22 protein-coding genes and 1 riboswitch are annotated in these 22,337 nt (G+C 60.5%); of the genes, 18 read left to right on the top strand and 4 right to left on the bottom strand.

Translation table 11 applies throughout. The features are described from left to right. Nucleotides 1-170: 170 nt before the first annotated feature. Together ASG35_RS00185 and ASG35_RS00180 are read left to right on the top strand one after the other, a co-directional pair. Nucleotides 171-950, top strand: coding sequence for a DeoR/GlpR family DNA-binding transcription regulator (locus ASG35_RS00185; protein ID WP_056351402.1), 780 nt, complete (start codon nucleotides 171-173; stop codon nucleotides 948-950). Between the two features lie 317 nt (nucleotides 951-1,267). Continuing rightward, on the top strand, nucleotides 1,268-1,465 hold the full coding sequence (locus ASG35_RS00180; protein ID WP_056352785.1) for a hypothetical protein: 198 nt from the start codon (nucleotides 1,268-1,270) through the stop codon (nucleotides 1,463-1,465). Between the two features lie 34 nt (nucleotides 1,466-1,499). Here ASG35_RS00180 and ASG35_RS00175 read toward each other — a convergent pair whose 3' ends face one another. After that, nucleotides 1,500-1,880, bottom strand: coding sequence for a hypothetical protein (locus ASG35_RS00175; protein WP_056351399.1), 381 nt, complete (start codon nucleotides 1,878-1,880; stop codon nucleotides 1,500-1,502). Nucleotides 1,881-2,129: 249 nt separating this feature from the next. On the opposite strand from ASG35_RS00175, the gene glpD reads away from it, so the two are divergent. The 3 genes from glpD to ribB all read left to right on the top strand — a co-directional run bounded on the left by glpD (nucleotide 2,130) and on the right by ribB (nucleotide 5,758). After that, nucleotides 2,130-3,695: a glycerol-3-phosphate dehydrogenase gene (gene glpD / locus ASG35_RS00170; protein ID WP_056351395.1), complete on the top strand. Its 1,566-nt coding sequence runs from the start codon at nucleotides 2,130-2,132 to the stop codon at nucleotides 3,693-3,695. Nucleotides 3,696-3,834: 139 nt separating this feature from the next. Beyond that, nucleotides 3,835-4,593 carry a helix-turn-helix domain-containing protein gene (locus tag ASG35_RS00165; RefSeq protein ID WP_082508202.1) on the top strand — a complete coding sequence of 253 codons (759 nt, stop codon included), beginning with the start codon at nucleotides 3,835-3,837 and terminating at the stop codon, nucleotides 4,591-4,593. 100 nt (nucleotides 4,594-4,693) lie between these two features. Further along, nucleotides 4,694-4,874: riboswitch (FMN riboswitch) on the top strand. A gap of 128 nt (nucleotides 4,875-5,002) precedes the next feature. Beyond that, a complete protein-coding gene (ribB, locus tag ASG35_RS00160) occupies nucleotides 5,003-5,758 on the top strand; it encodes a 3,4-dihydroxy-2-butanone-4-phosphate synthase (protein ID WP_056351392.1) in 756 nt (251 codons plus the stop codon). 56 nt (nucleotides 5,759-5,814) lie between these two features. Here the strand turns inward: ribB and ASG35_RS00155 are convergent, their stop codons facing one another. From ASG35_RS00155 to ASG35_RS00145, 3 genes are all read right to left on the bottom strand, one after another. Beyond that, a complete protein-coding gene (locus tag ASG35_RS00155; RefSeq protein ID WP_056351389.1) occupies nucleotides 5,815-6,666 on the bottom strand; it encodes a hypothetical protein in 852 nt (283 codons plus the stop codon). A gap of 153 nt (nucleotides 6,667-6,819) precedes the next feature. Continuing rightward, a complete protein-coding gene (locus ASG35_RS00150; RefSeq protein WP_056351386.1) occupies nucleotides 6,820-7,998 on the bottom strand; it encodes an MFS transporter in 1,179 nt (392 codons plus the stop codon). 20 nt (nucleotides 7,999-8,018) lie between these two features. Next, nucleotides 8,019-8,402, bottom strand: a complete 384-nt coding sequence (locus tag ASG35_RS00145; protein ID WP_056351383.1) for a VOC family protein — start codon at nucleotides 8,400-8,402, stop codon at nucleotides 8,019-8,021. Between the two features lie 103 nt (nucleotides 8,403-8,505). Between ASG35_RS00145 and ASG35_RS00140 the strand changes: the two genes are divergently transcribed. The 13 genes from ASG35_RS00140 to ASG35_RS00080 all read left to right on the top strand — a co-directional run bounded on the left by ASG35_RS00140 (nucleotide 8,506) and on the right by ASG35_RS00080 (nucleotide 22,321). Further along, the gene (locus tag ASG35_RS00140; RefSeq protein WP_056351381.1) at nucleotides 8,506-9,471 is read left to right on the top strand and encodes a LysR family transcriptional regulator; all 966 of its coding nucleotides are present in this window, start codon (nucleotides 8,506-8,508) and stop codon (nucleotides 9,469-9,471) included. A gap of 126 nt (nucleotides 9,472-9,597) precedes the next feature. Further along, nucleotides 9,598-10,959: a tRNA (N6-isopentenyl adenosine(37)-C2)-methylthiotransferase MiaB gene (miaB, locus tag ASG35_RS00135; protein ID WP_056351380.1), complete on the top strand. Its 1,362-nt coding sequence runs from the start codon at nucleotides 9,598-9,600 to the stop codon at nucleotides 10,957-10,959. Nucleotides 10,960-10,991: 32 nt separating this feature from the next. Continuing rightward, nucleotides 10,992-12,080, top strand: a complete 1,089-nt coding sequence (locus ASG35_RS00130) for a PhoH family protein (protein ID WP_056351377.1) — start codon at nucleotides 10,992-10,994, stop codon at nucleotides 12,078-12,080. 6 nt (nucleotides 12,081-12,086) lie between these two features. Beyond that, nucleotides 12,087-12,563 (top strand): rRNA maturation RNase YbeY, encoded by a 477-nt coding sequence (gene ybeY, locus ASG35_RS00125; protein ID WP_156392924.1) that lies wholly within the window; start codon nucleotides 12,087-12,089, stop codon nucleotides 12,561-12,563. Between the two features lie 3 nt (nucleotides 12,564-12,566). Further along, nucleotides 12,567-13,241, top strand: coding sequence for a gamma-glutamylcyclotransferase (locus ASG35_RS00120; RefSeq protein WP_056351371.1), 675 nt, complete (start codon nucleotides 12,567-12,569; stop codon nucleotides 13,239-13,241). A gap of 187 nt (nucleotides 13,242-13,428) precedes the next feature. Continuing rightward, the gene (locus tag ASG35_RS00115) at nucleotides 13,429-14,340 is read left to right on the top strand and encodes an HlyC/CorC family transporter (RefSeq protein ID WP_056351368.1); all 912 of its coding nucleotides are present in this window, start codon (nucleotides 13,429-13,431) and stop codon (nucleotides 14,338-14,340) included. 108 nt (nucleotides 14,341-14,448) lie between these two features. Continuing rightward, nucleotides 14,449-16,092 carry an apolipoprotein N-acyltransferase gene (gene lnt, locus ASG35_RS00110; protein WP_056351363.1) on the top strand — a complete coding sequence of 548 codons (1,644 nt, stop codon included), beginning with the start codon at nucleotides 14,449-14,451 and terminating at the stop codon, nucleotides 16,090-16,092. Between the two features lie 9 nt (nucleotides 16,093-16,101). Next, nucleotides 16,102-16,584 carry a GNAT family N-acetyltransferase gene (locus ASG35_RS00105; protein ID WP_056351360.1) on the top strand — a complete coding sequence of 161 codons (483 nt, stop codon included), beginning with the start codon at nucleotides 16,102-16,104 and terminating at the stop codon, nucleotides 16,582-16,584. Nucleotides 16,585-16,773: 189 nt separating this feature from the next. After that, complete coding sequence (gene glyQ, locus ASG35_RS00100) at nucleotides 16,774-17,781, top strand: glycine--tRNA ligase subunit alpha (protein ID WP_082508166.1); 1,008 nt, start codon at nucleotides 16,774-16,776, stop codon at nucleotides 17,779-17,781. 18 nt (nucleotides 17,782-17,799) lie between these two features. Further along, the gene (glyS, locus tag ASG35_RS00095) at nucleotides 17,800-19,899 is read left to right on the top strand and encodes a glycine--tRNA ligase subunit beta (RefSeq protein WP_056351357.1); all 2,100 of its coding nucleotides are present in this window, start codon (nucleotides 17,800-17,802) and stop codon (nucleotides 19,897-19,899) included. 11 nt (nucleotides 19,900-19,910) lie between these two features. Further along, a complete protein-coding gene (gene gmhB / locus ASG35_RS00090; RefSeq protein WP_056352782.1) occupies nucleotides 19,911-20,474 on the top strand; it encodes a D-glycero-beta-D-manno-heptose 1,7-bisphosphate 7-phosphatase in 564 nt (187 codons plus the stop codon). A gap of 42 nt (nucleotides 20,475-20,516) precedes the next feature. Beyond that, nucleotides 20,517-21,290, top strand: a complete 774-nt coding sequence (locus ASG35_RS00085) for a lysophospholipid acyltransferase family protein (protein WP_056351354.1) — start codon at nucleotides 20,517-20,519, stop codon at nucleotides 21,288-21,290. 83 nt (nucleotides 21,291-21,373) lie between these two features. Continuing rightward, a complete protein-coding gene (locus ASG35_RS00080) occupies nucleotides 21,374-22,321 on the top strand; it encodes a M48 family metallopeptidase (protein WP_056352781.1) in 948 nt (315 codons plus the stop codon). Nucleotides 22,322-22,337: the final 16 nt, after the last annotated feature.

Raw genomic sequence — 22,337 nt, 5'->3', positions numbered from 1 at the left:
AATCAGCTCGATGGAAGGGTATGGATACGTTCACCCGGCCATCAACTTTGCCATCCTCACGAGTTTCGTTGTACGGATGTCTAGACTGCGCCGCCCGCGTTGTCCAGTCTGCCCGGCCTTTCCCTTACAATACCGCCACCTCACGACATTGAAGCGCACGCACAGACGCCATGACTCGAGATCCCCGCATCACCTTGAACGCACGACAGCAAGAGCTGCTCGACTGGGTGCAACGCGATGGCTTCGTGACCGTCGAGGACCTCGCCGCGCATTTCGACGTCACGCCGCAGACCATTCGCCGCGACGTCAACTGGCTCTCCGACATGAATCTGCTGCGTCGCTATCACGGCGGCGCGAGTCTTCCTACAAGCTCCGAGAACGTTTCGTACACAGCGCGCCAGCGCATGTTCCACGACGAAAAGCGCCGCATCGCCACATTGGTTGCCTCGCACATTCCCGATCAGGCGTCGCTCTTCATCAACCTGGGCACCACGACCGAAGAAGTTGCCCGGGCGCTCAACCGCCATCGCGGATTGCACGTGATCACGAACAACCTCAACGTGGCCGGCATGATGAGCGGCTACCCCGATTGCGAGGTGCTGATCACCGGCGGCATTGTCCGGCCCTGGGACAAGGGCATCGTGGGTGAGCTCGCAATCGATTTCATCCGCCAGTTCAAGGTCGACTTCGCGATCATCGGGGCGTCGAGTATCGAGCCCGACGGTACGCTGCGCGATTTCGATACCCGCGAGGTCCGCGTTGCCGAAGCGATCATCAACCACGCGCGCACCGTTTTTCTCGCTGCGGATCATTCGAAATTCGGACGACCTGCGCTCGTGCGCCTCGGTCATCTGAACCAGATCGACGCACTTTTCACCGATGCCCCCACGCCCCCCGAGATGGCAGAAACGCTTACCGCCGCGAACACGCAGGTGTACATAGCTGAATAACGCTTCTTAAAACGAAACGCAAATTCCTGTGTGCGCTGCGACACGAACCTCAGGTAATTTCTACGTTTCCCGGCTCGCGCCGAACCGCTTTCGCGCCTCTCAAAAGTCAAACCCAATATTTTCCGCAAGCGTTTGGCACTCGCCTGCTGCTTGCATACAATCAAATCCCGGCAACGCAGCGCCGACTTCCAGAGACTCGGAAGCGGCGGTTCGCCATAGGTCTGCCGGCTCGAAGTTCCTGCCTCGCGCAACGTTACGAAGTACGAGCACCGGTCGCCGACCGGTCAAAGTGCCGTTCGATCGTCATGGAGAACACGATGCTCAGTCCGCATGAATTTGCCACGCTGCTCCTGCTACAAGACGCGCCCAACCAGATGGAAATGGTTCGCGACGAACTCGACGCCCTCCTAGAGCGTCAGCTCGTGCAACTCGAGAATCTCGCTTCGGGACGCCAGCTCTGGAGCCTCACGGCCACGGGCGATTCCACCATGAAAGCAATGAAGCGGTACTCGTAAGCATCATCACGCTCCACGCACCTTTTCCCGCAAATCAGCCTGCGCGCAACGTCGGATCGACGGCTGCGCGCCAGCTGAGCGCCTGTGCCCGCTGATTGGCGAAGAACGTCGCCCATGCGCTTTGCGCTTCGGTCGTGCGGTTCGCCGTGAACGCCGAGTGCTGGCCGGCAATACCCGCCTGGAACGAGCAAAACTGCTCCTTCGATAAGCCACCGCGTTTCTGTGCCACATAGGCGTCGTATAAAGCCGAATACACGCTTTGCCCATCCGCGCCGTAATCGACCATGGCCGTCCCGCACATGGACTGCAACGCGCTTAGCGAAGGCGCGCCCATGGAGCCCGACATATCGGGTGTAGACACGCATCCGCCCAACATCAACGCGCTTACCGCGCCCGCCACCAGCAACTTTCGCATCGTAGTCACTCCTTGTTCGTCGGCAAAATCACTGCCCACAGTATCAGTCTGCCGACGCCTTCGCGCCACTCAGCTAAACGGCCTATTGGTTCAAAAAGCTTTAAATCCCGTCCAAACCCAATGTTTTTCGCCAAAACCGCGCGTTAGCCAATCAGCCGACTTTACATTTTCGTTTTTGTTCGTTAAATTTCGAATTCGAACATTTAGGTTCTGTTGGAGCGGGTTTAGCGGCCATGGGGCGAATAAGCGATGCAAGGTGATCTTTTCGATGTGCTCGTCGTAGGCGGCGGGGTCAATGGCACAGGCATCGCGCGCGACGCCTCGGGCCGGGGCTTGAGCGTGTTGTTGTGCGAGAAGGACGACCTGGCCTCGCATACGTCGTCATCGAGCACCAAGCTCATTCACGGCGGGCTTCGGTACCTTGAATACGGCGAATATTCGCTTGTGCGCAAGGCGCTGCAGGAGCGCGAAGTCCTGCTGCGCGCGGCGCCGCATATCATGTGGCCGCTGCGTTTCGTGATGCCGCACATGCCGAATCTGCGTCCCGCCTGGATGATCCGCGCCGGCCTGTTCCTTTACGATCATCTCGCGCGCCGCAAGTTGCTGCCGGGGTCGAAGGGTATCGATATGCGCACGCACCCCGCCGGCGCGCCGCTTATCGATTCGATCAAACGTGGTTTTGTCTATTCGGACGGCTGGGTGGACGACGCACGGCTGGTCGTGCTGAACGCGGTCGATGCGCAGGAACACGGCGCGGTGATCAGGACGCGCACGCGGCTCATCAGCGCAGAGCGCAAAGACGGTTTGTGGCACGCGACGCTCCTCGATACCCACGGCGCGACGTTCGACGTAAAGGCGCGTTCGATTGCGAACGCGGCCGGTCCCTGGGTCAGCGAATTGCTCAAAGGATCACTTGGTAACGGCACGCACACGCGTCACACGGTAAGGCTCGTCAAGGGCAGCCACATCGTCACGAAGCGGCTCTTCGAGCACGATCACGCGTACATCTTCCAGAATCCGGACAAGCGGATCATCTTCGCGATCCCGTACGAGCACGACTACACGTTGATCGGGACCACGGATCTTGAGTATCACGGCGATACGTCGAAGGTGACCATCAGTCCGGAAGAGACCGCTTATCTGTGCGAGTCGATCAACCGGTATTTCAAGAAACACATTGGCCCGGACGACGTTTGCTGGAGTTACTCGGGCGTACGCGGCTTGCTCGAGGACGAGAACGCCGAGAACGCGTCGGCGGTCACGCGCGACTATCTGCTCGAACTCGATACCCCCGCGAACCAGGCGCCGCTGTTATCGGTGTTCGGCGGGAAGATCACGACCTTCCGAAAGCTGGCCGAAGAAGCCGTCGATAAACTCGGCGACGCTCTCCAGTCCTCTGCTAAAAGCAAGACGTGGACGGCGGGCTCACCGCTGCCGGGTGGTGACATCGCCAATGCAAACTTCGACAAATTCCTGGCAACGCTGAAGCACAACAAGCCCTGGCTGTCCGCCGACCTCGCGCATCGATATGCACGCGCTTACGGTACGCGCGTTGACCGCCTGCTTGGCAACGCGGCGTCGCTGGCCGATCTGGGTGAAGCCGTCGCGCCCGGCCTTTACGAAGCGGAAGTGCGCTATTTGCGCGACAACGAATGGGCGACCTGCGCCGACGATGTCCTGTGGCGTCGCTCGAAACTCGGCCTGCACATGGAACGCGGATCGCTGGACGACGTGACACGTCGTATCGACGGATGGTTTGCGCAGACGGCTCCGCCGCAAGTCGCGCCGCAGGTTTCATCGCGCACCGCTGTGTAAAAAACTATCCTGCCGCGCCTGATAACGGTGTGACGATATCTTCGTTTGATGCAACTTGGGCCGATGCTAGTCTTTCCGTAACCGATGCCGCGCCGGTCTGCGCGGCATTCTGCGCGGCATGTCCGAATGGAGGCTCATCATGGTTGCACCGGCTTATTCATCGCTGGAACTTGTGCGCGAATCGTACGATGCACGCGTGCCAGACGAACGCGCAGACGCATCGCGGGCGGCATCGGCGGAAATTCACCGTGAGGAGCGGATTCCTCAGACGAGCGCGCCGGAAGCGAACGACGCGCTCGAATATCTGGTCGGCGTGAATCTGGCGCGCTTGCGCGCCGAGCGGCAACTTTCGCTCGATGCCCTCGCCCGCGCTTCCGGCGTTTCCCGGGCCATGCTCGCGCAGATCGAATCGGCGCGCAGCGTGCCGTCCATCAAGGTGCTGCACAAGATCGCCGGGGCGCTGAAGGTGTCGGTCGCGGCGTTTTTGCGACGTCACGCAACCAATGGAATCGAATTTCTCGCGGCCGATCAAGCGACGCGGCTGGTGACATCGAATGGACGCTTTTCGGCGCGGCCGCTTTTTCCGTCGAGCGCGCCTGCATCGGCGGAATTCCATGAGTTGCGCATCGCGCCGCTGCATACGGAAACGGGTAGTCCGCGGCCGCCGGGCACCACGGTCAATCTGGTCGTCAGCGACGGCACACTCGAACTGCGCGTGCACGATCGCACGCAGTTGCTCGGCACCGGCGACGCCATTGTGTTCGACGCCGATCAGCCCCACGCGCTGCGCAATCCGGGCAGCACGGAAGCGCGCGCGTATCAGGTCACGGTGAACGCGGAAACGCCGCCGCGCTGGCATGTGCCGGCGGATTCGCGCCGTGTCGAAGAAACGAGTTAGGTTCGTCAGCCAACGCGCCGATGCTCAGCGGCGCTGCAACATTGGCTGGCTTGTTGTATCCTGAAATTAGTCGCGGTTTTAAGTGTTCAGCGACAAATCAGTACGTCTTCAGGGCGGGGTGTAATTCCCCACCGGCGGTATGCGTTGGGTTTCCATGACCGACGCGAGCCCGCGAGCGCCCGTGAGTTTTGATCGTGATCTTCACGAATCAAATCACGGGGTCAGCAGATCTGGTGCGATGCCAGAGCCGACGGTCATAGTCCGGATGAGAGAAGATGTGCAGATGGTCATGTCCGTATCGCGTGTTGATCGCGACGTTTTGCGTTCGCGTCAATCCGTGTGCCGTTCTGTCTGTTTGCAATGCCCTGAAACGTTTTTCGCCCATTCCTTTTGCGAGAGCGTTTCATTCATGTCCGAAGCTTCCAGCCTCAACCGTCCCGTTCCCGACGCATTCGCCGATTTCGAACAACTGCGTTCAGGCGAAAACTCCCTCCAGATTCCTCCCCGAATCGCCGCTGCTTTGCAGGCCCTGCGTGAAGGCCGCGCCGTCGCGCTGCTCGATGACGACGACCGCGAAAACGAAGCCGATCTGATCTATGCGGCTGAAAAACTCAGCGTCGAAGGCATGGCGCTGATGATCCGCGAATGCAGCGGCATCGTGTGCCTGTGCCTGCCGGACGACGCCGTTCGCGCGCTTCACCTCCCGCCCATGGTCGCCGACAACGGCAGCAAGTACGGCACGGCTTTCACGGTATCGATAGAAGCGCGTGAAGGCGTGACCACGGGGGTATCGGCGGTGGACCGGCTGACGACCATTCGCGCGGCTATCGCCGATGGTGCGAAGCCGGGTGACATCGTCAGTCCGGGTCATGTGTTCCCGCTGCGCGCGCAGCCCGGCGGCGTGCTGACGCGTCGCGGACATACGGAAGGAACGGTCGATCTCGCAATTCTCGCCGGGCTGAAACCCGCCGGCGTGCTGTGCGAATTGATGAACCCGGACGGAACGATGGCGCGCGGCGCGCAGATCGATGCTTTTGTGAAGGAACGGAATATCCCGGTGCTGACAATCGCCGAACTGGCCGATTTCCGGGTTGCACTGGCTGAAGCACGCGATCAAGCACGCGAGACCGCGAAGGAAGCTCAAACGGCTGAGGAAACGGTTTAAGGCTGAACCGGTAGGGAACGCGGCCGAAGAGGCCGCGTTTTTTTATCGCCTAAAGCTCAAGGCTTCGCTTTCAAAACTGCCCCGAATTTTCTGTAAAGCCATACCGAACACGTAGCTGTCGTCGCCGTATAAAGCAGCGTGACGACGCTTTGCACGACCAGCAGTCCCACGCTCAGACTATCGATGGAACCGGTGGTCGCCAGCATGTCCGTGATCACGGTGAACACCGTCGCGATCGCCACGATAGGCAGGATGGCGACCACGGCCGTCGATGCAATCGCCCAGAAATGCCCGCGCGAATCCTCCCATGCGGCGCGCCACGCAAGCTGACCGCCCGCCGCCGTGTGAGGAAAGAGCAGTGCGAGACGCCCCGATACGTAACTCATTCCGCAAAGCGCGAGCACGGCGAGCGTCGCGGTGCCTGCCGCCGATGTCCCGCTCGTCAACCCCGCCAACCGCATCAGGATCCACGCGATCACAACGACGATCGTCGCGCCGACATACGCCGCGACCAGCGCAATGCAGAGCACGAAATAGCGGCGAAAACCTGCATCCCATAAACGTGTGGGTTGCGCCTTGGAGCCAGCCACGCCGGGCTCGGCGTGGAGCGCCATCGAAAAACGGATCACCTGGACGGCCAGCACGGCGATCACGAGCGATTGCAAAAACGCCAGTCCGAGCGATGTCAGCGAATGACCCAGTGCGGCGCCGTGAGTGGCGCTGCCATCGGTTATAGAAGAAAAAGGACTGGCCGATGGCGGCTCCGAAAGCTGTTGCTGATATCCGGCGATGCCCGTGGCGAGGATCAGGACGAACGCCAGCAAGAATAAAGTGGGCATGCGTCGAATGGACTGGGCGGCGTCGCGCCATGCGCCTCTCAGGCATTGGCTCAGCGTGATGTCTTCCATAAAACCTCGGTCGAAAGCGTGTTGAAGCGCGGATTGTCGCGGATTGAATCGCGGATTGAAGCGATCAGCCGCGAGTGTGACTGATCGCGGCGCGCACGACACGCTAGTCGGTTGAGGTCGCCGGGTCAATGCAGTTGGCCCGGCCGATGAGAATCAAACAGCATCCGCCGCACGGGCGCCGGCGCTTTCGCGACGGTTATCGAGTCGCGCGGCGTACCACGTCACGGCCAGCGCCACGATTGCCACGACCGCCGCGACCCACGGCAGCGAATCCAGCGGATGTCCTTGCTGCAACACCACGCCGCCAAGCCACGCGCCGCCGGCGTTGCCCAGATTGAACGCGCCGATATTCAACGTCGATGCCAGATTCGGCGCGTGTTTCGCCTTCTCCACCACACGCGTTTGAAGCGGCGGCACGGTCGCAAACGCGGCGATGCCCCAGATGAAAATCGTGATCGCGGCGAGGATCTGGCTATGACTGGTCTTCGCGAACACGACCATGATGATGGCGAGCGCGACGAGAATGCCCATCAGCGAAGGCATCAGCGCGCGGTCGGCGAGCTTGCCGCCAATCGTGTTGCCGATCGTCAATCCAATACCAAACAGCACCAGCACGAGCGTCACGCCATGCGGCCCGAAACCGCTGACCTGCTCGAGGATCGGCGCAATGTAGGTGAACACCACGAACACGCCGCCAAAGCCGAGCACCGTCATGGCAAGCGCCAGCCAGACTTGCGGCTCTCTCAGCACGCGCAACTCGTGACCGAAGTTCGATGGCCCCGAGTCGTGCTTGTTCGGAACGAGCGCAGCCACGCCGATCAACGACAACAGCCCGAGCGCCGATACCACCCAGAACGTCGCGCGCCATCCGAACTGCTGCCCGATAAACGTCCCGAACGGCACGCCCAGCACGTTTGCCAGGGTGAGCCCGGTGAACATCAACGCAATCGCGCTCGCCCGCTTTTCAGCCGGAACGAGCGACGCCGCGACCACCGCGCCGATGCCGAAAAACGAGCCATGCGCGAACGACGTCACCACCCGCGCGACCATCAGCATGGAATATCCGGGCGCGACGGCGCACATCACGTTGCCGACAATGAACACGCCCATCAGCAATTGGAGCGATAGCTTGCGTGGCAATTTCGCGGTGAGTACGGCGAGCAGCGGCGCGCCGACGGCCACGCCGAGCGCATAACCGGTGACGAGGAACCCGGCAGACGGTATCGATACAGCCAGATCGCGGGCCACGTCCGGCAACAGTCCCATGATCACGAACTCGGTCGTGCCGATGGCAAATGCGCTGATGGCGAGCGCTAAAAGTGGAATAGGCATGGAAAAGTCCTTGGCTTGGTTTAGAAATGCCGAATGACGAACTCGATAACAACGCCGGGCGCGAGTTGCACGAACAACTGCCGTTCGCCGGAGACGGGAACATCGGCTTCGGAAAAGGGAACGGCGTGCGCGCTCAAACGCGCGAGGAGCGCCTGCCATTCGGCTTCATCGGTTACGCGCAGCGCGATGTGGTCGATACGCGTCGCCGCCCGCGCACCCGCCGGCGCGGCCAGAACCGAGCCGCTTTCTATCAGATGCACGACCGGCGAGCCATCGAGATAAAGCCAACAGCCGCCAATGCCGAAAGGCGGACGCGGGCCGACCGACATGCCGGCGATATCGGTGAAAAAACGGCGCATCGGCTCGCAGTCGGGCGTAACAATCGTGGCGTGATCCAGCTTCATATCAACCTCGTTCGCTGCAATGCGGCAAATTTTCCGCGCTTAGATGTGTTTTGATAATTGGCGTAGCATTTGAACCATTATCAAATCGCATTTGAAAATCACGATGGATCGACTCGGCGATATGCGTCTGTTCGTAGAAGCTGCGGCGCTTGGGAGTTTGTCGGCGGCGGGAAGGAAGCTGGGGTTATCGCCAGCTGCGGCCAGCGCGCGGTTGCTCAAGCTGGAGAAATCGCTAACGGCGCGGCTTTTCGAGCGCACCACGCGGCAGTTGCGCCTCACCGACGAAGGTCAGCTTTACTTGAGGCATTGCCAGATCGCGCTGCAGGCCATAGAAGACGGTGAAGCCGCGCTGCACGCCGGCCAAAACCTCGTGCGCGGCAAGGTGCGGATTTCGGCGACATCGGATTTCGGGCGCAACCTGCTGTGCCATTGGCTCGATGAATTCAGCCGGATTCATCCGGACGTCAGCTTCGCGCTGACGTTGGCCGATTCGGTATCGAATCTGCTGCGCGAGGACATCGACCTGGCGATTCGTTTTGGACTTCCGCCCGACGCCAGCCTCGTCGCGCGCCGCCTGGCGCCAAACCGGCGCGTGTTGTGCGCGTCGCCGGAATATCTGGCAAAACACGGCGAACCCAAATCGCCCGCCGATCTCGCAGGACATTCGTTCTCGGTACTGGTGACATCGACTGCCACGCTCAACGAAATCAACTTCGTGCGAGGCGATGAGCGATACACCCACATCATCCCGCTCGCCGACGCGTGGGAAACCAACGACGGCGCCTTGTCCCGCGCGTGGGCGCTGGCCGGGCAAGGCATTGCGCATAAATCGATATGGGATATCGCCGCCGATGTCCATTCGGGCGCGCTGAAAATGTTATTGGCCGACTGGTGTTCCCACGAGGCGGCGGTCCACGCGCTCTTTCACGCGAACCGGTATATGGCGCCGCGCGTGCGCGTGCTACTGGATTTCCTCACCGAACGCTTCGCCCGCGCGACGGAGGAATTGCTCGGCGACCTCGCCTATCCTCCCGGCCAGCCCGGGCGAGAAGTCGAGCGGGCGCTATAATATTGGGCTACGCAATGCGCCAAATTCGGCCTGACAAGGCTAAACGAGCGCTTAAAATTGCAGAAGAATCCCATCAACGCATTAAAAACCGCGCCCCCAGACTAATCACTGCGACCGGCGAAATTCATGACCAAGAAAGTGTATGTAAAGACCTTCGGCTGCCAGATGAACGAGTACGACTCCGACAAAATGGTCGACGTACTCAACGCAGCGAACGGCCTCACCCAGACAAATACGCCCGAAGACGCGGACGTAATCCTCTTCAACACGTGCTCCGTGCGCGAAAAAGCGCAGGAAAAAGTCTTCTCGGACCTCGGCCGCGTGCGTGAATTGAAGGAAGCGAATCCGAACCTGATCATTGGCGTGGGCGGTTGCGTGGCGAGCCAGGAAGGCGCGGCGATCGTTTCGCGTGCGCCTTACGTGGATCTCGTGTTTGGGCCGCAAACCTTGCACCGGCTACCGGAGATGATTGCGAAACGGCGGTCCAGCGGACGCTCGCAAGTCGATATCTCGTTTCCCGAAATCGAAAAGTTCGACCACTTGCCGCCAGCGCGCGTGGATGGCCCGAGCGCGTTTGTATCGATCATGGAAGGCTGCAGCAAGTACTGCAGCTATTGCGTCGTGCCCTACACGCGCGGCGAGGAAGTATCGCGGCCGCTCGACGACGTGCTCACCGAAATCGCCGGACTCGCCGATCAGGGCGTGCGCGAAGTCACCATGCTCGGGCAGAACGTGAATGCGTATCGCGGGCCGGTGACACAGCATTCCACGGACATTGCGGATTTTGCGACGCTGATTGAATACGTGGCGGAGATTCCCGGTATAGAACGGATCCGCTACACCACGTCGCATCCGAAGGAATTTACGCAGCGGCTGATCGATACCTACGCGAAAGTGCCAAAGCTGGTTAGCCACTTGCATTTGCCCGTGCAGCACGGCTCCGACCGCATTTTGATGGCCATGAAGCGCGGTTATACGGTGCTCGAATACAAGTCGGTGATCCGCAAACTGCGCGCAATCCGTCCGGATTTGTCGTTGTCCACGGACATGATCGTCGGTTTCCCCGGCGAGACCGAAGACGACTTCCAGAAAATGATGAAGCTCATCGACGAAATGAGTTACGACACGAGTTTCTCGTTCATCTACAGCCCGCGTCCCGGCACGCCCGCCGCGAACCTGCACGACGACACGCCGCGCGAAGTCAAGCTCAAGCGTTTGCAGCATTTGCAGGCGACCATCGAGGCGAACGTTGCGAAAATCAGCAATTCCATGTTGGGATCGGTCCAGCGTATTCTGGTGGAAGGCCCGTCGCGCAAGGATCCGAGCGAACTGGCCGGGCGCACGGAAAACAATCGCGTGGTGAATTTCCCCGCGCCGATTTCGTCGCACAAACGGCTGATTGGCCAGATGGTCGACGTGGAAATCAACGTGGCATATCCTCACTCGTTGCGCGGCGAACTGATTTTGACGCCGGCCACGACTCACTAAACTGAAGCTTCGACAGGACTCCAACTCTCGCCTTGAAGACCGCTCAGCAGCATATGGAATTCACCGCACCGCGCGACGACAACGCGCGGCTCGCCAACCTGTGTGGCCCGCTCGACGAAAACCTGCGGCAGATCGAGCAGGCGCTCGACGTGACGCTCACGCGCCGTGGTCACAAGATCACCATTCGTGGACGCGGCGCGAAAGTGGCGCTCACGGCGCTCGAGAATTTCTACAACCGCGCGAAGGAGTCGCTGTCGGTGGACGACATTCAGCTGGCGCTTGTCGAAGCGCGCAATGCGGCGCGGCGCGGGTTGAATGCCGCGAAGCCATCGAACAATCTGAATTCGGAACCTGTCGATCCGCGTTTCCGTGGCGACCCCGATCATCCGTTCGATGAACCCAACGTAACCATCGACCTGGGCGAAGAGGAAGATCCGGGCCCGAAGCTCTACACGCGACGCGCCGACCTGCGCGGGCGCACGCCCATGCAGCGCGATTATCTGAAGCAGATCATCGCGCACGACGTGACGTTCGGCATTGGCCCGGCGGGTACGGGCAAAACGTATCTGGCGGTGGCGTGCGCGGTCGATGCGCTCGAGCGCGATCAGGTGAAGCGCATCGTCCTGACGCGTCCGGCGGTGGAAGCGGGTGAACGCCTGGGTTTCCTCCCCGGCGATCTCGCGCAGAAAGTGGATCCGTATCTGCGTCCGTTGTACGACGCGCTCTACGACCTCCTCGGCTTCGATAAAACCGCGAAAATGTTCGAGCGCCAGATGATCGAGATCGCGCCGCTCGCGTACATGCGCGGCCGGACGCTGAATCACGCGTTCATCATCCTGGACGAGGCGCAGAACACCACGCCCGAGCAGATGAAGATGTTCCTGACGCGTATTGGTTTTGGCTCGAAGGCCGTGGTCACCGGCGACACCACGCAGGTCGATTTGCCGCGCGGCCACAAGAGCGGGCTGATCGAAGCGCAGCACGTGCTCGCGGACGTGCGCGGTATTGCCATGACGCGTTTCACCAGCGTGGACGTGGTGCGCCATCCGCTGGTCGCGCGCATTGTGGAAGCGTACGACGCGCAGCAACAGCGCGATTCCGACGCAGCCGCCGCAAAATAAGCTTCCATCAAGGCCATGCCGAAACTTGCATTGACGCTGCAATTTCCCGCTGCAAAGGCGTATCCGGAGCACAAGGCGCTGTTGCCGCGTGCGACGGTCGCGAACTGGATCAAGGCGTCGCTCTTCGCGGACGCGGAACTGACGGTGCGTTTCGTCGATACCGATGAAGGCCGCACGCTCAACCGGTCGTATCGGAACAAGGATTACGCCACGAACGTGCTGACGTTCGCGTACGCCGAATCGGAAGACGATCCGGTTTCCGGCGACCTGATTTTGTGCTGTCCCGTTGTGGAGCGCGAGGCGCGCGAGCAGAACAAGCCGCTCGCCGCGCATTACGCGCATTTGATCGTGCACGGCACGCTGCATGCTCAAGGCTACGATCACGAAGATTCCGCCGAGGCGGATGAAATGGAATCGATCGAAACCGGCATCATGCAGAAACTCGGTTTCACCGATCCTTACTTGCCGTTGCCCGCCGATTAAGCCGTGACCGACGATCTCTCCCCGCTTCCTGAACTGCCGCCCGCGGACTACGACTATCCGCCGGTCTTCGCGGAGTCGCGTCTTCTCACCGACGCAGAACTGCTGGCATCGCGTGAAAAAGCTTTGGCGCATTGGGACCGGAAGACCGATCTATGGCTGTTCGGCTATGGCTCGCTGATCTGGAATCCGGGTTTGCCCGCCGTGGAAACGGTGCGCAGCAAGGTGCACGGATATCATCGCGGGCTGTATTTGTGGTCGCGCGTGAATCGTGGGACGCCCGAACAGCCGGGACTGGTGCTCGCGCTGGATCGCGGTGGTTCCTGTTCCGGCATGGCTTTCCGCCTTGCAGCAGAAGGCGCGGACGAACATCTTGAAGTGCTGTGGCGGCGCGAAATGGCGATGAATTCGTATCGCGTGGCGTGGCTGCCGTGCACCTTGATCGATGGCCGGAAAGTCGACGCGCTCTCATTCGTCATGCGCCGTGAAGCGCCCACTTACACCGGCAAGCTCGGCGATCCGATCGTGCGCCGCGTATTTGGCTGCGCGACCGGCCGATACGGCACCACGCTCGAATACGTGAGCCGCACGGTCGCCGCGCTGCGCGAATGCGGCATGCCGGACCGTGCGCTCGAATCGCTTTTGCAGCGCTGCAAGGACGCCGATTCATCGCAGGAATAAAGTTTTTCGGAAAATATAGTCCGATCGGCCAACGTCAAACGCCCGACATACTGCGCCCATATTTATCAGTTACGATGTTTGCACACGATGTTGCACGCGTTCGCGCCGGATCAATCGGCGCGAAATTTCCTTGGTGTATTCTTAACTTTCCGTGATTTTGCGTTCGGAACACTCCGCACGCCCCACTATGAACGACGCCTATCCCAGTCGACGATATACCGACAAACCTGCTGAAAAACCGGAAAAGCGCACGCTGCTCGAGCGCCTGACCGATTTCATCTCGCACGAGCCGGAATCTCGCGACGAATTGCTGGAAGTGCTCCAGGACGCCCACGAACGCAATCTGCTCGACGCGGATTCGCTCTCCATGATCGAAGGCGTGTTCCAGGTTTCGGAACTCTGCGCGCGCGACATCATGATTCCGCGTGCCCAAATGGACGCAATCAACATTGCTGAAACGCCGGAGCAATTCATTCCTTTCATGCTGGAAAAAGCGCACTCGCGTTATCCGGTGTTCGAAAGCAATCGTGACAACGTGATTGGCGTGCTGCTCGCAAAAGACTTGCTGCGCTATTACCACGAAGAAGAATTCGATGTCCGCGGCATGCTGCGCCCGGCTGTTTTCATTCCCGAATCAAAGCGCCTGAATGTGCTGCTTCACGACTTTCGCGTGAACCGCAACCACATCGCAATCGTGGTGGACGAATACGGCGGCGTGGCCGGATTGATCACCATAGAAGATGTGCTGGAACAGATTGTCGGCGACATCGAAGACGAATACGACTTCGACGAAGAAGCTGGCAACATCATCGCTACGCCTGACGGGCGGCATCGTGTGCGTGCGCTGACAGGAATAGAACAGTTCAACGAAGAATTCGGCACGCATTATTCCGACGACGAAGTCGACACCATCGGCGGCCTGGTGACGCATCGTTTTGGCCGCGTGCCGCATCGCGGGGAGAAGGTGAAGATCGACGACTTCGTGTTCGAGATCCTGCGCGGCGACGCCCGCCAGATTCACGTGCTGCGCGTGCGGCGTGCGCCCAACGTGCCCGCGCTCGATGGCCGCTCCCGCGACAGCGACGAAGACCGCGATTAAAGCCAGCATGGGCGCGTTGTCACGCAACGTGTTCATGCTGATGATCACACCATGACGAGCGACGGTCACGCCTCGTCATCCCTAACTTTCAAGCCGACTTCGTAATCCATGGCCGATTCCCGTTTTGCCTTCCGGCGCACTGCCCCGATCGATAACGCCCAGTCCTTGCCGTTGTGGCACTACCTCGTTGCGGCAATCCTGGGCGCCGCGAATACGCTTTCATTCGCGCCTACGCCACATGGCGGCTGGATCGAGCTGGTCATATTCGCGTTGTTTTTTGCGTGGCTCACCCGAACCAGCGGATGGAAAGGCGCAGCCATCACAGGCTGGGCGTTCGGCTTCGGCAATTTTGTGACGGGCGTCTGGTGGCTCTACGTGAGCATGCACGATTACGGCGGCATGGCGGCACCGCTGGCGGCTGCGGCTGTTGTTTTGTTCTCCGCGTACATCGCGATCTATCCGGCGCTTGCCGGCGTTATCTGGTCGTTTTGTGCCGGGCGCGCGCGGTACGAAGACAACGGTTCCATCGTTCCGGCCGCGGGCGAACCGCGTTTCGTCCCTACATGGCATGGCGCGTTCGCATTTGCGAGCGCTTGGGCGCTCGGCGAATGGCTGCGCGGCCTGGTCTTCACCGGCTTCCCATGGCTTTCGAGCGGCTACGCTCAGGTCGACGGCCCGCTGGCGGGATTTGGCGCTATCGCGGGCGTATATGGCGTCGGCTGGGTGCTTGCGCTCGTGGCGGCGCTGCTCGTGCAGGGCTTTTATGCGCTTCGGCGCAACGGGTCGATTGGCGCGAAGTTTACACCGTTTGCCGTGGCGATCGGTCTGGTTGTATCGGGCGTGTTGCTGTCGTTGGTCGAATGGACGCTGCCCGCTAACTCGCCGCTGACCGTGCGGCTCCTGCAAGGCAACGTCAAGCAGGAGATGAAGTTCGAGCAGGAAGGCGTGAATCAGTCGCTTCAGCTTTACAGGAAGCTGATCACCGAAAAACCGGCCGATCTGATCGTGACGCCCGAAACCGCGTTTCCCGTTCTTGCCGCGCAAGTGCCGCAGGATCTTGCTTTAGCGTTGCGTCAATTCTCCGATAGCACCAACTCGTCCATTTTGTTCGGCGCTATCGGCGTGACCGTTTCGCCCGAAGGCCGCGCGACCGACTACACGAATAGCCTGTTCGGCATCACGCCGAACCAGAACGACGTCTACCGTTACGACAAACATCATCTCGTGCCTTTCGGTGAATTCGTGCCGAGCGGTTTTCACTGGTTCGTCGCGTTGATGGGCATTCCGCTCGGCGACCTCGGGCGCGGGCCGCCCGTACAGAAATCGTTCTTCGTGCACAACCAGCCGATTGCCGTCGATATCTGCTACGAAGATATTTTCGGCGAGGAAATCGCGCGGACCATCCGCGAGCAGGAAGCGCCCGCGGGCATTCTCGTGAATTCGACGAACCTCGCGTGGTTCGGCGACACCATTGCGCTCGACCAGCATTTGCAGATGGCGCGCATGCGTTCCATCGAAACCGGCCGCCCCATGTTGCGCTCCACGAACACGGGTACGACCGCGGTGATCGCGGCGAACGGCACGGTGGTGGCAAGGCTGCCGGTCTACACGACCGGTTCCCTCGATGCCACCGTTCAAGGCACGTCCGGTCGCACGCCTTACGTGACGAGCGGCAACATGACGGTGATCCTCGTTTCGCTGTTGTTGCTGGCGTTCGGCTTCGCGTTCGCGCCGGGGCGCAAGGAGACCTGAAGACGGCTCATGCATCCGCCCGCGTTCATCATTCGCAAAGCCACGCGCGCCGACGCCGACGACGCGTGGCGCATTCGCCGTGCCGCCGTGATGAGCGGGTGCATCAACGCATATCCGCTAAGTCAGCTGGAAGAATGGACGGGCGGCGCGACATCGAAGGCATTCGCCGATGCCGTCGAAGAGCGTTTCCTCGTGGCGACTGTGGACAACCGCGTTGCGGCCACTGGCATGATCGATGTCACGACAGGCAAGATCGACGCAATCTTCGTGGATCCCGCGTACATGAAACGCGGCATCGGCGCGGGCATGATGGCGCATCTCGAAACGCTCGCGCGTGCCAAGGGTTGCACGAAACTACGGCTCGATTCCACGCTGAACGCCGCGCCGTTTTATCGTTCACTCGGTTTTGAAGGCGATGAAATCGCGCAATATCGATCGCCGCGCGGCCTGACGATGAATTGCGTGCCCATGGTGAAACGATTGGCGACATAACCCGCGTTTTTCCCGGCCGAATGGCCTATGGCTGTGCGGTTCAGCCCCGAAAAGTCGCGCTAGCCCCTTATTCCCGCTAAAATTCAAGGTTTTAGCCCTCCGGCCGTCGGAATTTCCGGTGCGCTTCTAAAGACGCCTGGTTACATCAATTCGCCGGCCCGACCTCGAAGGCACGCTTCAAAGGCATTCATGCTCACTTTTCAGCAAATCATCCTGACGCTGCAATCCTATTGGGACAACAAGGGTTGCGCGCTTCTCCAGCCCATCGACATGGAAGTCGGCGCGGGGACGTCGCACGTGCACACGTTCTTGCGCGCGATCGGCCCGGAACCGTGGCGTGCAGCGTATGTGCAGCCGTCGCGCCGCCCGAAGGACGGCCGTTACGGCGACAACCCGAACCGCCTGCAGCACTACTACCAATATCAGGTGGTGCTGAAACCCGCGCCAGAAAACATCCTCGATTTGTACCTCGGCTCGCTCGAAGCGCTCGGTTTCGATCTGAAGCAGAACGACGTGCGGTTCGTGGAAGACGACTGGGAAAATCCGACATTGGGCGCGTGGGGTCTCGGCTGGGAAGTGTGGCTCAACGGCATGGAAGTGACGCAATTCACGTACTTCCAGCAGGTTGGCGGTATCGATTGCAAGCCGGTGCTGGGCGAAATCACCTACGGTCTCGAACGGCTTGCCATGTATTTGCAAAAGGTCGAGAACGTCTATGACCTCGTCTGGACCGAATGGGAAGAAAACAGCCCGAACGGTCCTGAAACGCGGCGCCTGACTTACGGCGACGTGTATCACCAGAACGAAGTGGAGCAGTCCACGTACAACTTCGAGCACGCGAACGTCGACTTGCTGTTCACGTTCTTCAAGAGCTACGAAGCCGAAGCGAAAAAAATGATCGACGCAAAGCTGGCGCTGCCCGCATATGAGCTTGTGCTGAAGGCCGGACACACGTTCAACCTGCTGGACGCGCGCGGCGCGATTTCGGTGACGGAGCGCGCGGCGTATATCGGGCGGATTCGTGATCTTTCGCGTCTTGTCGCGAAGGGTTATTACGAGTCGCGCGAGGCGCTCGGTTTCCCGATGCTGGGCAACCCCGTACACGCCGCCGCCGGACTCACCACCGACGCAGAAGACGCCGCCAAGCCCGCTTGGGCGCCGGCGATGAAGGTCGAGCGCAATATCGATCAGGCCTGACCAGAGCACGACATAACAATGACCGAAATCAATCAAGCATCGCTGCTCGTTGAGCTGCTCACCGAAGAACTGCCTCCGAAGGCGCTCGCGCGTCTCGGCACCTCGTTTGCCGAAGGCATCGTGCAGCGGCTCGCCGCGCGCGACCTGATAGAAGGCGAAGCGAGTTTCGAAAAATTCGCCACGCCGCGCCGTCTCGCCGTGCTGATCAAGAACGTGCGCGCGATCGCGCCCGAACGGCAAGTGCGCGAGAAAGTGCTGCCTGTTTCCGTCGCGCTCGATAAAGACGGACAACCCACGCCGCCGCTCGCGAAGAAACTTGCGGCGCTCGGGTTTCCCGACTTCAAGATCGAAGACCTCGAACGCGCACAAGACGGCAAGGCCGAAGCGTTTTTCCTGCGCTACGCCGCGCCCGGCGCAACGCTTGCCGAAGGTCTGCAAACCGCGCTGACCGAAACGCTCGGCAAGTTGCCCATTCCGAAGCTCATGACGTATCAACGGCCCGACGGCGCCAGCGTGCAGTTCGTGCGTCCGGTGCACGGGCTGATTGCACTGCATGGCCGTGACATCGTGCCGGTGAGCGCGCTTGGCATCGACTCCGGCGACACCACGCTGGGTCATCGTTTTCTGTCGAGCGGAATCGTGGCAATCAGTCACGCCGATGACTATTCGGAAACGCTGCGCTCGAAGGGCCGTGTCGTCGCGAATTTCGAGGACCGCCGCGAATCCATCCGCACGCAATTGCTGGCGCTCGCGGGTGAAGATCGCGTGGTGATGCCTGAATCGCTGCTGGACGAAGTGAATGCGCTGGTCGAATGGCCGGTCGCGTATCAGTGCCGTTTCGACGAATCGTTCCTGCAAGTGCCGCAGGAATGCCTGATCCTGACCATGCAGACGAATCAGAAGTATTTCGCGCTGACCGACGACCACGGCAAGCTGCGTTCGCGTTTCCTGATTGTGTCGAACATTGAAACCGATACGCCCGCCGATATTGTGGAAGGCAATGAGCGCGTCATCCGTCCGCGCCTGGCCGACGCCAAGTTCTTCTTCGAGCAGGACAAGAAGACGCGTCTCGCCGATCGCGTGCCGAAGCTCGCGAACGTGGTTTATCACAACAAGCTGGGTTCGCAACTGCAACGCGTGCAGCGCCTGGAAGCGCTGGCAGGCGAAATTGCTCCGATGATCGGCGTGGACGTCGCCGTCACGAAACGCGCCGCGCTGCTCGCCAAAGCCGATTTGCTCACCGACATGGTTGGTGAATTCCCGGAACTGCAGGGCACGATGGGCACGTACTACGCACGCCACGACGGCGAAGCGGAAGACGTCGCGCTCGCGTGTTCGGAACATTACCAGCCGCGTTTTTCCGGCGATGAAACCCCGTCGAACGGCGTGAGCAGTGCCGTGGCTTTGGCCGACAAGCTGGAAACGCTCGTGGGCATCTGGGGTATCGGCTTGCAGCCAACGGGCGAAAAAGATCCGTTCGCGCTGCGCCGTCACGCCCTTGGCGTGTTGCGGATCCTGCTGGAAAAGAAACTGGCTATCGACTTGTTCGACCTGCTGCGCACCGCGCAAAAGCAGTTCGCCGATATGCCGCAAGTCGCCGATTCGACCGATGCAATCTACGCGTTTTTCATCGACCGTTTGCGGGGTGTGCTGCGTGAACGCGGTTTCAACGCAGTCGAAATCGACGCCGTGCTGAGCCTGAATCCCACGCGGCTGGACGACATCGTTGCCCGCCTGGAAGCAGTGCGTGAGTTCGCGACGTTGCCTGAAGCCGGATCGCTCGCGGCTGCGAACAAACGTATTTCGAACATCCTGAAGAAGTCGGCCGAAGGCGTTCCAGCAAGCGTGCAACCTGCGTTGTTGCAGGAAGCTGCCGAGCAGGCGCTCTACGCGCAACTCGAACAGGTCGCACCGCTCGTGCAGAAGCAACTCGCGGAGCGCAACTACACGGAAGCGCTGTCCGCGTTGTCCGCATTGCGCGATGCCGTGGACACGTTCTTCAACGACGTCATGGTGAACGCCGAAGATCCCGCGCTGCGAAACAATCGCCTGGCTCTGCTCGGCGCGTTGCATCAGCAGATGAATTGCGTCGCGGATATTTCGAAGCTCGCCGCCTGATGCGACACACCATGCCGACCAACGCAAACAAGAAGCTGGTGGTTCTCGATCGTGACGGCGTGATAAACGTCGACTCGGACGCGTTCATCAAGTCGCCGGACGAATGGGTCGCCATTCCCGGCAGTCTCGAAGCCATCGCGCGGCTGAATCAGGCCGGGTATCGCGTGGCGATTGCGTCGAACCAGTCCGGTATTGGCCGCGGTCTTTTCGATATGGCCGCGCTCAACGCCATGCACGAAAAGATGAACCGCGCGGTGGCGGCGGTAGGCGGGCGTATCGATGCAGTATTTTTCTGCCCGCATACGCAGGAAGACCAGTGCGAATGCCGTAAGCCCAAGCCCGGCATGTTGCAGCAGATCGTGGAACGTTTCGAGATCGATCCGGAGGACACACCGGTGGTCGGCGATTCGCTGCGCGATCTGCAAGCGGGCGCCGCGCTCGGCTTCAAGTCGCATCTGGTGCTGACCGGCAAGGGACACAAAACGCTGGCGGCGGGGAATCTGCCGCCCAATACAAAAGTACACGACGACCTGCGCACATTCGCGCTCGATTTCCTCGCTAAAGATCACGACTGACGCGCCGGCATTTCGTCGAATTCATAGAACTCATTCAAGCCGATGCGCTTCATTCGTTCGTTGTTGCTGATGATTTTTTTCGTGGTGTACACCGTGCCGTACGCGTGCGTGTGCTTCATCACCTTCCCGTTCCTCGGCGCTGAAAAGCGTTACTGGATGGCGGCGTTCTGGTGCAAGTCGGGCATCGTGGTAATGCGGTATCTGATCGGCATTCGCTACAGGATCGAAGGCATGGAGAACTTGCCCGATGGTCCCGCCGTGCTCCTCTCCAAACATCAATCCGCGTGGGAAACGCTCGCGTTCCCCGCGTTGATGCCGCGTCCGCTGTGCTACGTGTTCAAGCGCGAACTGCTGTTCGTGCCGTTCTTCGGCTGGACCATGGGCATGCTGAAGATGGTTCATATCGACAGGCGTCAGGGGAAGGACGCGTTTGCGTCGGTGGCGCGGCAAGGGCGTGAGCGCATGGCCGAAGGCGCGTGGGTGATCATGTTCCCGGAAGGCACGCGCACGTCGGTTGGCAGCCAGGGCAAATACAAGTCGGGCGGCGCGCGTTTCGCCGTTGCGGCGGGCGCGCCTGTTGTGCCTATCGCGCATAACGCAGGGCACGTCTGGCCGCGGAAATCGTTTCTCAAATATGCGGGTATAGTCACAATGTCCATCGGTCGTCCGATCGAGACAACCGGCCTCACCGCGGAAGAAGTGAATCTGCGCGTGGAGCAATGGATTGAAACGGAAATGCGCCGTATCGATCCGGATTCGTATGGTCCCGGCGACCGTTTTGTCACGCAATCCCAAAGCGCGACAACCGGGTTGTAAGTCCGGACCATGAATCCCGGTGCATGTTTTCGTTAGCTTCGTTTTTTTCGTCATTCCTGCGCCGCGTGCGCCAAGCTGAGCCGATGCAGAAGACTCCCAGGCGACAGCATCAAGCTGCCGCGCTCGACAACCCGCAACTTGATTTGCCTCTTCATCTGCCGCTCGATGCGCCGATGGAGCAAGCGCCCTCGCCCGCGGGTTCGTCCATGCCCGCCACGTTGCGAGGCGACGTTACGCCATCCGATACAACCGCGCCCACGGCTCCCCCTTTGCGCGCACCCGACGGTACACGCATCCGGCAACTGATGCTCGGCGCGAAGAAGCTTGATTACCGCTTGAAGCGTTCGTCGCGGCGCACCATCGGTTTCATGATCGATGGAACGGGCCTCGCAATAACGGCGCCGCGCTGGGTGACGATTGGCGCTATTGAAAGCGCGATCGCCGAGAAAGAAAAGTGGATCTTCAATAAGCTCGACGAGTGGCAAACGCGGGTTGAACAACGCGTCGTGCCGCGCATGGACTGGAAGGACGGCGCGCAGCTTCCATATCTCGGGCAGAACATCAGCGTGATGATGACGGCGGCGCCCGGCACCGCGGGTAAGCGCGCGACGCAGCCGTATTTCGATACCACCGCCAACGTGCTCTGGCTCGGCCTTCCTGCGCTGGCAGATCCGCAAATCATTCGCGAACGCGTGCAACGCTGGCTGCACAAACAAGCGCTCGAAATCTTCGGTCAGCGTCTGCCCGTGTATGCAGCGAAGCTCGGCGTTGAATACAAGGCGTACGCGTTGTCTTCTGCGGCGACACGCTGGGGCAGTTGTTCCAGCGAAGGCAAGATCCGGCTCAACTGGCGGCTGATCCACTTTCCGGTTCACATCATCGATTACGTGGTTGCGCACGAACTCGCGCATCTTCGCGAGATGAATCACAGCGCGCGTTTCTGGAATACGGTTGAATCTATTTATCCCGATTTCCAGGAAGCGCGACATACGCTCAAGCATCACCCGCCTGAACTGCTGCCGTTGCTTTAGCGGCCCGCTCAAAATG

This window comes from Burkholderia sp. Leaf177 (assembly GCF_001424345.1).
Taxonomy (GTDB): Bacteria; Pseudomonadota; Gammaproteobacteria; order Burkholderiales; family Burkholderiaceae; genus Caballeronia.
The sequence above is the reverse complement of the archived record's forward strand: the minus strand, read 5'-3'. Positions and strand labels throughout refer to the sequence as shown.

Bases quoted from the DNA above. Each gene is read 5' to 3' on its own strand.
- ASG35_RS00185 (WP_056351402.1), top strand. From the start codon at position 171: ATGACTCGAGATCCCCGCATCACCTTGAACGCACGACAGCAAGAGCTG.
- ASG35_RS00180 (WP_056352785.1), top strand. From the start codon at position 1,268: ATGCTCAGTCCGCATGAATTTGCCACGCTGCTCCTGCTACAAGACGCG.
- ASG35_RS00175 (WP_056351399.1), bottom strand. From the start codon at position 1,880: ATGCGAAAGTTGCTGGTGGCGGGCGCGGTAAGCGCGTTGATGTTGGGC.
- glpD (WP_056351395.1), top strand. From the start codon at position 2,130: ATGCAAGGTGATCTTTTCGATGTGCTCGTCGTAGGCGGCGGGGTCAAT.
- ASG35_RS00165 (WP_082508202.1), top strand. From the start codon at position 3,835: ATGGTTGCACCGGCTTATTCATCGCTGGAACTTGTGCGCGAATCGTAC.
- ribB (WP_056351392.1), top strand. From the start codon at position 5,003: ATGTCCGAAGCTTCCAGCCTCAACCGTCCCGTTCCCGACGCATTCGCC.
- ASG35_RS00155 (WP_056351389.1), bottom strand. From the start codon at position 6,666: ATGGAAGACATCACGCTGAGCCAATGCCTGAGAGGCGCATGGCGCGAC.
- ASG35_RS00150 (WP_056351386.1), bottom strand. From the start codon at position 7,998: ATGCCTATTCCACTTTTAGCGCTCGCCATCAGCGCATTTGCCATCGGC.
- ASG35_RS00145 (WP_056351383.1), bottom strand. From the start codon at position 8,402: ATGAAGCTGGATCACGCCACGATTGTTACGCCCGACTGCGAGCCGATG.
- ASG35_RS00140 (WP_056351381.1), top strand. From the start codon at position 8,506: ATGGATCGACTCGGCGATATGCGTCTGTTCGTAGAAGCTGCGGCGCTT.
- miaB (WP_056351380.1), top strand. From the start codon at position 9,598: ATGACCAAGAAAGTGTATGTAAAGACCTTCGGCTGCCAGATGAACGAG.
- ASG35_RS00115 (WP_056351368.1), top strand. From the start codon at position 13,429: ATGAACGACGCCTATCCCAGTCGACGATATACCGACAAACCTGCTGAA.
- lnt (WP_056351363.1), top strand. From the start codon at position 14,449: ATGGCCGATTCCCGTTTTGCCTTCCGGCGCACTGCCCCGATCGATAAC.
- ASG35_RS00105 (WP_056351360.1), top strand. From the start codon at position 16,102: ATGCATCCGCCCGCGTTCATCATTCGCAAAGCCACGCGCGCCGACGCC.
- glyQ (WP_082508166.1), top strand. From the start codon at position 16,774: ATGCTCACTTTTCAGCAAATCATCCTGACGCTGCAATCCTATTGGGAC.
- glyS (WP_056351357.1), top strand. From the start codon at position 17,800: ATGACCGAAATCAATCAAGCATCGCTGCTCGTTGAGCTGCTCACCGAA.
- gmhB (WP_056352782.1), top strand. From the start codon at position 19,911: ATGCCGACCAACGCAAACAAGAAGCTGGTGGTTCTCGATCGTGACGGC.
- ASG35_RS00085 (WP_056351354.1), top strand. From the start codon at position 20,517: ATGCGCTTCATTCGTTCGTTGTTGCTGATGATTTTTTTCGTGGTGTAC.
- ASG35_RS00080 (WP_056352781.1), top strand. From the start codon at position 21,374: ATGCAGAAGACTCCCAGGCGACAGCATCAAGCTGCCGCGCTCGACAAC.